Below are 9,473 nucleotides of genomic sequence, written 5' to 3'. Positions count from 1 at the left end.
AAGGGGGTGTTATGCAAGCAGCCCTTTCGATCAGCGCGTGACACTAGAATCTAGAAAGTTTATATTAACAAGTTGTCATTCCAGTGCGTGACACTGGAATCCAGAAGGTTTATATTAACAAGTTGTCATGCCAGTGTCAAGCACACAGCTGTACGAACATTGCTTATGGAAAAGAAGAAAGGTAATAATCGTAGACTTTTTCTGAATCACCACCGCAATATTCAATGACAGATTTCGAGTCTAAGTTCGTTCATAAAAGCTCTCCTTGTAAACTTGTAACTCTTGATTTCGCTGCGTTTCCTGTATTCCGTTAATAGAACAGAGGCAATGAGAATCATGTACAACGTGACCAAAATTGTATTTTTACTATACCCGAGAAAATGTTTTGCATTGAGCTCCTGCTTGATCAATCTAAAAAAAATTTCTATCGATCAGCGCTTTTTGTAAAGAGTGCAAATCTCTTCAGCAGACATTTCGTAAATATTGGTTAAAAATGTGAGAATCTCACCACTTTCTTGGTTTTTTGCTTTAATGAGCCTGATTTCAAACGACAAAAATCTTGAACCATCTTGCCCTAACTGGACTACCATATCTTCTATCAGTTCGAGCGTTTCTGTTTGTATACCTGCAATTTTTGTGTGAATACGAACTATTTTATAACGAATATTGTCGTTGCCACGAGTGACAAAATGTATATCTTTTTTTAAAAATTCTTCAAAAGCTGCACGTTTTTGTAGCCCACGGTCGAATATACAAATTGACTCTTGACCATGATTTAAAATCATTTCCCGGAACGATTTATGATCCGAAAATCCTTCTGCCTGAGTACATAAATTAAGCAATTTTGCGAATCTTCCATCTGTTGAAATAGTGCATTTTATCATATTTTTCTCACAATATTTTGCGTTTCTGCAGGGAATACCAAGATGTAGTAATTTACTTGATAGCTGAAGTGTAGTTATCAGCAACTTTCGTTGATTTTCCGGAACTCTGCAACACGAACGAAAAAATCTTCTCAAAATACTTGACAGGTTAAGCGGCTTGCTACCGATGAATGGCGAGTATCTATATTGAACATTCTATGATAATTTTCCTCGATTGTCCTCAAACTCAGCTCATTTTTCTCCAGTATGCTATAGAGCAACAAATTGAAAACGTTTTCTCCAGTCAGCTTGCTAACCCTATACCAACTGCCTCACCTATTTTCTCTAGCTCTTTTCTAGGCAATTTTGATATTATTTCTTTGTAGTAGAACATCACATATCCCAAATTTCCACAATATTCTACTACTTTTTCAATGTTCGTACAGCTGTGTGCTTGACACTGGGATCCAGTTAAATTTACGAGTATAAAAGTAATGTTAAAATACAACGTTTCTGATGATTATGGAAATCAGTGTCAAGCACTGGCTCGCTAAAATTACTTTAGCCATAAACATTAAGAAATTTACCAAATAGAAAAAAGGCAAAAGAATCCCCGAGTAGTGAGTTTTGACCCTGTAATAATTTAAATTGGCATTGTAATAATGTGCTAACGCTTAAAATAAGCGCGTTTTGGCTGAATGTAGAAAAAATAAAAAAGACATGCAGCCGCTATAATTTTATGTAATTTGCCAATAAATATCTGAGTTTTTTACTGAATTTTGTCGTTGAAACCGCGCGTATCAAAAACAAGGATAAATACTCTTATTGATATAATAAGGAAAGTGGGAAAGTTTGTCAAGGAGTTTTCATGGCCTAACGTTACGGCGCTGCATACAAATTTCCTCCGAATTACAACACACGTGCACTCTACTTGATTGACAAATACTCTTTTATTAGAATCTCCAAAATCTGCACTATATTTAGTGCTGCACCTTTGCGCAGATTATCAGCCACTATCCACATATTTAATCCATGCTTAACAGTGTTGTCTCTTCTAATACGCGATACATATACAGCATCCTCCTGTACAGTATCAATTTGTGTTTTATATCCACCATCTTCGCGTCTATCGTGTACTAAAACCCCACTATCTTCGGCCTCACTGAGCATTTCACGAGCTTCTTCTTCAGTTATATGCTGATCAAATTCTACATTTACTGCAATAGCGTGACCGACAAAGACAGGTACCCTTACACAAGTTGCAATCACTCTTATATCCTCCCCTAAAATTTTTTTTGTTTCCTCTTGCATTTTCCATTCCTCTTTTGTAGAGCCGTCTTCCATGAATTCTCCTATATGAGGAATGCAATTAAATGCTATTTGCTTAGGAAATATTTCAGGTTTTTTAGCTTCGTTCATAAAGATTTTTTTTGTCTGGTTGTAGAGTTCATCCATTGCTGCTTTACCTGCACCAGAAGTTGATTGATAAGTTGAAGCAACGATTCTCTTTATTTTTGCTTTTTGGTGCAATAAATGCAATGCCAGTAACATCTGTATTGTAGTGCAGTTTGGATTAGAGATTATGTTATAGTTTTTATATTCTTTGATTTCATCTTTGTTGATCTCTGGAATAACTAGTGGCACGCCTTCTTTCATTCTAAAATGGGAAGTGTTATCTATTATGATGCACCCAGCCTTAGTTGCAATCGGTACGTATCTCTCAGAAACATGAGATCCAGCACAGAAAATGGCTATATCAATTCCAACAAAGTCGTGATCCTCGAGGCCTAAGACAGTTAATTCCTCATCACCGAAACTCACCTTTTTCCTCTCTGATTTTTTTGATGCAAGTGCAATTACAGAACCTATTGAAATCTTTCCTTCGTTTTGAAACTCAGCGAGTATGCTCAGCACTTCACGTCCTACTCTTCCGCTTGCTCCAATAACCGCAATTTTATATCCCATATAGATAAACCTCTGACTTTAAAGCTATATTATATTTTTACTGATAAATTTACAATTATTTTAATATTTTTACCTTGCAATTAACCATAATTTAGTTATAATTATATTATGTTGATAATATTGCATGAGAGATGAATAAAGAATATAGTGACACTAAGGTTAAGCCTTCAGTATCTACATTTCAAAAGCCCGAAGAAGTCAATAGGTCAGAGGCTCAAAATGTTCTTTCGAAAAAAAGCAAGCCAGCAATAAATTTTGATGATAAAAAGTATGGTGTAAAAATTCCTAAGATAGACCAACATTCCTCAAATAAAAAGCAAGAACCTTTTGGGTTAAGAGTTTTTTTTAAGTCAATACCCATTATAGGGGAATTCTTAGCAAAAATTTTCACACCTGAAAAAGAGGCATATAAAAAACCGCAATCGCAAGTAGGTGACTCTAGCAAAGCAAAGGATGAGGCTTGCGTAGATAATAAATATACAGAAGAAGTGAGTAGCAAACTTAAGAAGAGTAATGTTGAACAGGTGGACAAAGAGGAGAAAAACCTTGGTCCATAGATATCGATTATTTAAAGAAATCTCCAGCTATAATATTCACTGCATAGAACCTCTGCGATACCAAAGTAAATAAACGGGTATGCCGCTTGCAGTAAACAAACTTGCAGTTAGCAAGGTATTTATAGGAGTTTCAAGTATCACCCAACAACAAAAGATTGTTGCTATGCTACCAATTAAAAATTTGCAATAATTTTTCTCCTTTATAATTACCTTTAAAAAAACAAGGCTGCATGTGAGGTAGACAAATAAAAATGAAATTACAGAAAAGTCAATAATTGATTTAATCTGCTGAGCAAAATTGTTTCTTGAAGTGAGAATTAATAAAACTACAGTGCCAACTGAGCTAATTGTTATTCCCCAAAAGGGAGAGCCATGCTTATTCCTTTTAGCAAAGAATTGTGGCATTAGTTTATCTTCTGCAAGACCAAAAGCAACCTGTCCACTAGACAAAACCCAAGCGTTTAGACTACCAACACAAAAAATGAATGCAATTATAGAAATAATTAAATGCCAATTACCAGAAAACATAATTTTTATCGCATCAACATATGGTGCTCTTGAACTTGCTAAATTATTGCCATTAATCAATCCCATAATCGCGAAATTGTTGATAAAATATATAACAGCAACACAAATTGTGCCAAGCACTACAGCTTTTGGTATAGTTTTAGCTGGATTATCAACTGACCCTGCAGGTGCTGTTGCCAATTCAAGTCCAATAAAACACCATAGAGTAAGGAGTGTAGAGCGAGCAAGAATTTGCGATGTTGTAAGACTTAATACTTCTTCACTTGTGATAAAATTATTTCTATCGAAAAAAAACAACGCTGCTACAGGTATTGCAAGCAATACAGCAACCTTCACAACCGTGAGTAGAAACTCAACGCGCCCTGCAGTAGCTATTCCTCTTAAGTTTACTAACGTAATGACTGTAAATAGCAGTAACTCTAAAAGCAAACGCATGCTTTGGATATCTTCATGGAAAAATGGTGTAAGATAGCCAACACCCACAACTATTAAAGCTGTTGTACTAACCCATGAGATTACCCAATATGTCCAACCAACAAAGAAAGCTGCGGTAGGACCAAAAGCATGTTTTACATAAACGTGAGGACCTCCAGTTTCTGGAAATTTTGCACATAGTGTAGCAAAGACTAGTGCAAGAGATATGGCGCCAAAACCTGATATTACCCAGCTTATAAGGCTATAAGCACCATATGGAGCAAGGCTAATTGGAAGCATGAAAACCCCAGAGCCGATCTGACTACTAATAACTAAAGCAAAAACAGCCAAAAAACCTATTTTATTTGACACAATACCTCTTAATTCTATTAATGTAAACCAGTAGTATAGCTTAAGAATTTTAGCAAATAAAAAATTTAAGTTAAGTTTTTAGTTTATGATACCAAAGTAGATAAATAAGTGTTCCGCTTAAAGGGAATAGGCTTGATATTAACAATGTTTTTATAGAAGTCTCGTATACTATCCAGCAGCAAAAAGACACAGCCACACCTCCAATTAAAAATTTGCAGTAGTTTTTCTCTTGTATATTAACTTTGAAAAAAGCAAGGCTACATGCTAAGTAGATAAACAAAAATGACATTACAGAGATATCAATTATTGAAGTCACTTGCTCAGCAAAACTTTTGTTTGATGTTAGGACAAGTAGAGCTAATACCCCCAAAGTACTGAGTATTATTCCCCAGAATGGAGCATCGTGCTTATTTTTTTTGACAAAAAATTGCGGCATTAACTTGTCTTTTGCAAGGCCTAAGGTGACCTGTCCATCAGCTAAAAACCAAGCGTTTAAATTACTTATGGAAACGATAAAAGCAACAACAGAAATAATCAAATGCCAATTACCTGGAAACATAATTTTTACTGCATCAACATATGGTGCTTTTGAACCGGCTAGGTCGTGACCGCTTATTAACCCCATGATTGAAAGGCTATTGATGAAATATATCACAGCAACACAAACTGTTCCAAGCACAATGGCTCTTGGTATTGTCTTAGCTGGATTATTAACCGATCCTGCAGGTGCTGTTGCTGATTCAAGTCCGATAAAACACCATAGAGTAAGGAGTGTAGAACGAGCAAGAGTTTGCGATATTGTAAAGTTTGATACTTCCTCACTTACAATAAAATTATTTCTATCAAAGAAAAATAGCCCTGCTATGGGTATTGCAAGAAGTGCAATAATTTTAACAATGGTTAGCAGAAGCTCAACACGGCCAGCAGTAGTTACTCCTCTTAAGTTTATTAGCATAATAGCTAAAATTAATATTATTTCTAAAAGCAAGCGTATACCTTGTATATCATCATGAAAAAGTGGAGCTAAATAACCAATACTTGCAATCGTTACAGCTGTTGAACTAACCCATGAGCTTACCCAATATGTCCAGCCAACAAAAAAAGCTGCGGTAGGACCAAAAGCATGTTTTACATAGACATGAGGACCTCCCGTTTCTGGAAATTTTGCACACAATGCAGCAAAGACTAAAGCAAGAGATATAGCGCCAAATCCTGATATCACCCAGCTTATAAGGCTATAAGCGCCATATGGAGCAAGGCTAATTGGGAGCATAAAAATTCCAGAGCCAATTTGGCTACTAATCACCAAGGCGAAAATAGCCAAAAAGCCTATTTTATTTGACACGATAATTTTTAATTTTTATCTGAATATATTAACAATATAGCTGAAGCTCAGAAATTTCAATCGGTCTTTGTAAAATTTGCATTTTTTTAATTTAAGTATATAATTAAAAGTATATTAATAGATCATTAAGAGGAGGGTATGAATCCAAGGTTAAAAGAATTTTTGGTTATTTGCGGTCTTATTTTATTCTTACTTGCTATTTATTATTATTTAAGTCTTTTTGTTAACTATGTCCTCGATCCAATTCTAGTTCGCCCTTGTGGTGACTTAATTAGTAACCTTTATACCTACTTATCTACAAGTACCTCTAGTCCTGCACTAGTGTTCTTTGCTACAGGTTTTATTGTTATCGCTGCATTTATTTGCCTGAATAAAATGCTCCTTCCTTTGCAGGAGAAAATCATCAACAACTATAACTCGTTTAAAAATGACAACATTGATAGTAACAACATGTTATTTGAGGTTTATAAAGATCCGACAATAAAACTAAAGGACAAAATCTTATTCTTCAATATACACTTAATATATTACCTACAGCTTCCATTTTTGTACATTGCATCAAAGGTATCAGCTCTACGTAGATTTTTTATACTCAATACTGGTTTATTATTGTTAAATTATGCATTGCTAGCTCCAGTAGCACTTCTCGAATTAATAAAGTATCCATTAATAAAGTTTTTCTCACCTTTGGGTTTGAATGTAAAGCAACTTAGCTTTTTGTTTAATGTAAGTGATGTAGGTACTGGCAATCAGACTGTTCATACTAGAAGTTTTGAGCAAAGCGTTATTGAGTGTGCCAAAAAATTAAAGGAAGAACATGGTACTCCGTCAAATGAGTTGGATGAAGAGTTTAAAAGTTATATAAGCGGTTTGACAAATCGGCAGAAAGAATTGATAGCACCTTATTTGAAGCTAGATGGTTATAGAGAAGGAGAATGGGTAAGGTGGGTAGATTCTAAAACTGGATTGACATTAACTCAGGCTATAAATTTAGTTTTAATTGCAGCAAGAAAGCAAAATGCAGATGTAGAGTTGTTGAAATCCATATTGCAGGTTCGTTTTGAGGAAAGTAATCGCCAATGTGGTCCTGGAATGCTTAATCGTATCATTTATGCATTAAGTGGCCTTGAAGCAGAAAATAATTTTGCAGCTCAACTAGAGCCTCAGATAATAGGAGAGTTGGCCGGTAATGCTACTAAAAGATTTCTTGAGAGATCTGTAGATAAGCACTACTTTAAAATAAAAATTTTAAAAGAAAATTTTGATGACTTATATTCGCCAGGTTCTGAAGTGGATTTGAGCAATGCAAATGATGAAGTAAAGGATGGAATTTCTCATATGAGAAGTGCTATAAAAGAATTTGTATTTAAAGAGTTATATGTGAAGTTTTATAATGACTATGGAGAACATATTCGTAGAGGGCAGGTAAAACAAAAGCTAAGGGAATTAATAACAGGTGAAGTCGTAGATGCAGCAATATGTGGTAAGATAGATGAGGTAGCAATACCTGCAAAACCATCTACTTATCTTGAAAAAGTGAAAGCATTTTTGGGAAACGTGGCAAGATTTTCTGCTGCTTAGTAGCTCTTAATTTTTCCTTATTGATTTGTAGCAGGTTCTTTGTTACAGTTCATGGTTATAAAAAGAAACTTAAAACTTCATCAGTGTACTTTGATAGCTGAATATTGAATATGATAATATTGATAACAAACGATGATGGTTTTGAAAGTGAGGGAATAAAATTACTCAAAGAGATTGCGCAGAATTTTGCATCAGAAATATGGATAGTGGCACCAGATGCTGATAGGAGTGGAGCTGCAAGATCTCTTGATTATCCAGTCAAACAATCTATTAAAATAAACCAACATAGCGAAAGGGAGTTTAGTGTATCTGGTACCCCTGCAGACTGTGTCATCATTGCACTAAATAAGATTATGAATAAAAAACCAGACCTAATATTGTCTGGAATAAATATTGGATCAAATGTCGGAGATGATATTTGTTATTCAGGAACAGTTGGTGCTGCAATGGAAGGTGCTGCAAGGTTTATACCTTCTATCGCGCTAAGCCAAGCTTATCGTAATGAAATAAACTGGCACAATACAAAGATTTTTGCACCAAAGACTATCAGCAAGCTAGTTAAAGTTAATTGGCCTAAAAATATAGTGATGAGTGTAAATTTTCCTGCTACAGAAAAAGTGAAAGGAGTAGAATTTGCTGAACAAGGTGAATATAACATTGATGGAGATCTCACTTTTACTGAAAATTTAAATGGCTCTTTTAGCTTAAATTGGTCTCGAGAACACTCAGGCAGTGGTAGTGTAGATAAAATAAAAGAAGGATTTATTACTATTACACCGGTAAAATTAGATTTTACAGATTATGATACATTGAATGCTATGAAAAATTCTTACGCAGACGAATTTTCTTCTATAGCTAACACTTATATTGCTCCTTAGAACCTGTTAAGAATCTCTAGATGATGAGGTAAAATAGGCATAGATTAAGAATGAGGTATATCTATGCAAAACAAGTGATATAAGTCGAGAGCAATTTGAAAAAATCAGGCTAATACTGGAGAGCAGCAGGAAGAAAACAAGACCAAGAAAAGTTGATTTGTATGGCATATTTTGTGGAGTGCTATACATTCTAAAAAGTGGTTGTCAGTGGACCAAAAGATGGGTTATTTTTTGCTTGGTTGGAAAAATGTAGAAGACTGTGGCGAGCGAAAACTTAAGAGATTATCTTGAAAGTAGGATAAGGTATAGTATAAGAAATGTAAAAGTGAGGTAAGAAATGAGAAAAAAGTATCCAACAGATCTAAGTAAAAGGCCGAATAGAAAAATATTTCAGAGTATGATACAAGAAAGGAGGAAAACCGCCAAAGTATAGTAAAAGAGAAATATTAGAGGCGATTTTCTATGTATTGCGTACAGGATGCCAATGGCGGGAATGCTATGGAAGACTGTGTATGAGCAGTTTAGGCAATGGAAAAAGCAGGAAATTTTTGAGAAAATGAATTGCCAAATATAGCAGGAGAAAAATAGGAAGAAATGAGGAGCCAAGCGCTTGACAGTCAATCTGTGAAAACTACAGAAAAAGGGGGGTCAAAGGTTATGATGGAAATAAAAAAGTAAAAGGTAGAAAAAGGCATATAAAGGAAGAATATGACATAGATATTGAAATTGTTAAAAGACCTCCATGTAGATTTTGGGTACATAACGCTTGAGCTGCTGCCAGCGAGAGAACAGGGATTTAAAGTACAGCCAAGAAGGTGGGTTGTAGAAAGGACTTTTGCTTGAGGAATAGAAGGCTATCAAAGGAATATGATTTGCTTACAACATCTACTGAAAATTTCATATGTCTTGCTATGAATAGGGTTATGTTAACGAGGAAATATGCCTAAGTTTTCTAGTTTCAGGACAACCT

General features: G+C 34.9%; 7 protein-coding genes and 2 pseudogenes. 5 read left to right on the top strand and 4 right to left on the bottom strand.

The features are described from left to right. Positions 1 to 431: 431 nt before the first annotated feature. Together Wcon_RS06640 and Wcon_RS06635 are read right to left on the bottom strand one after the other, a co-directional pair. Positions 432 to 968: a transposase gene (locus tag Wcon_RS06640; protein ID WP_147269151.1), complete on the bottom strand. Its 537-nt coding sequence runs from the start codon at positions 966 to 968 to the stop codon at positions 432 to 434. 822 nt (positions 969 to 1,790) lie between these two features. Beyond that, positions 1,791 to 2,828 (bottom strand): aspartate-semialdehyde dehydrogenase, encoded by a 1,038-nt coding sequence (locus Wcon_RS06635; protein ID WP_114517655.1) that lies wholly within the window; start codon positions 2,826 to 2,828, stop codon positions 1,791 to 1,793. Positions 2,829 to 2,959: 131 nt separating this feature from the next. On the opposite strand from Wcon_RS06635, the gene Wcon_RS06630 reads away from it, so the two are divergent. Next, entirely contained in the window at positions 2,960 to 3,385 is a 426-nt protein-coding gene (locus Wcon_RS06630) for a hypothetical protein (RefSeq protein WP_114517654.1), read from the top strand. A gap of 36 nt (positions 3,386 to 3,421) precedes the next feature. On the opposite strand, the gene Wcon_RS06625 is transcribed toward Wcon_RS06630, so the two are convergent. Next, positions 3,422 to 4,699: an APC family permease gene (locus Wcon_RS06625; protein ID WP_114517653.1), complete on the bottom strand. Its 1,278-nt coding sequence runs from the start codon at positions 4,697 to 4,699 to the stop codon at positions 3,422 to 3,424. A gap of 70 nt (positions 4,700 to 4,769) precedes the next feature. Next, the gene (locus Wcon_RS06620; RefSeq protein WP_114517652.1) at positions 4,770 to 6,044 is read right to left on the bottom strand and encodes an APC family permease; all 1,275 of its coding nucleotides are present in this window, start codon (positions 6,042 to 6,044) and stop codon (positions 4,770 to 4,772) included. Positions 6,045 to 6,182: 138 nt separating this feature from the next. Here Wcon_RS06620 and Wcon_RS06615 point away from each other — a divergent pair, with 138 nt between their 5' ends. The 4 genes and pseudogenes from Wcon_RS06615 to Wcon_RS06600 all read left to right on the top strand — a co-directional run bounded on the left by Wcon_RS06615 (position 6,183) and on the right by Wcon_RS06600 (position 9,450). After that, entirely contained in the window at positions 6,183 to 7,625 is a 1,443-nt protein-coding gene (locus tag Wcon_RS06615; protein WP_114517651.1) for a hypothetical protein, read from the top strand. Between the two features lie 110 nt (positions 7,626 to 7,735). Further along, entirely contained in the window at positions 7,736 to 8,503 is a 768-nt protein-coding gene (gene surE / locus Wcon_RS06610; RefSeq protein ID WP_114517650.1) for a 5'/3'-nucleotidase SurE, read from the top strand. Positions 8,504 to 8,546: 43 nt separating this feature from the next. Then, positions 8,547 to 8,714, top strand: a pseudogene (locus Wcon_RS06605) (transposase); the annotation flags it as partial. Between the two features lie 126 nt (positions 8,715 to 8,840). Further along, positions 8,841 to 9,450 (top strand): annotated as a pseudogene (locus Wcon_RS06600) (transposase). Positions 9,451 to 9,473: the final 23 nt, after the last annotated feature.

The sequence above is a fragment of the Wolbachia endosymbiont of Cylisticus convexus genome (genome assembly GCF_003344345.1).
This window is presented reverse-complemented; position numbering and strand designations above follow the sequence as displayed.

Coding starts and splice junctions, on each gene's coding strand:
- Wcon_RS06635 (WP_114517655.1), bottom strand. CDS start 2,828: ATGGGATATAAAATTGCGGTTATTGGAGCAAGCGGAAGAGTAGGACGT.
- Wcon_RS06630 (WP_114517654.1), top strand. CDS start 2,960: ATGAATAAAGAATATAGTGACACTAAGGTTAAGCCTTCAGTATCTACA.
- Wcon_RS06615 (WP_114517651.1), top strand. CDS start 6,183: ATGAATCCAAGGTTAAAAGAATTTTTGGTTATTTGCGGTCTTATTTTA.
- surE (WP_114517650.1), top strand. CDS start 7,736: ATGATAATATTGATAACAAACGATGATGGTTTTGAAAGTGAGGGAATA.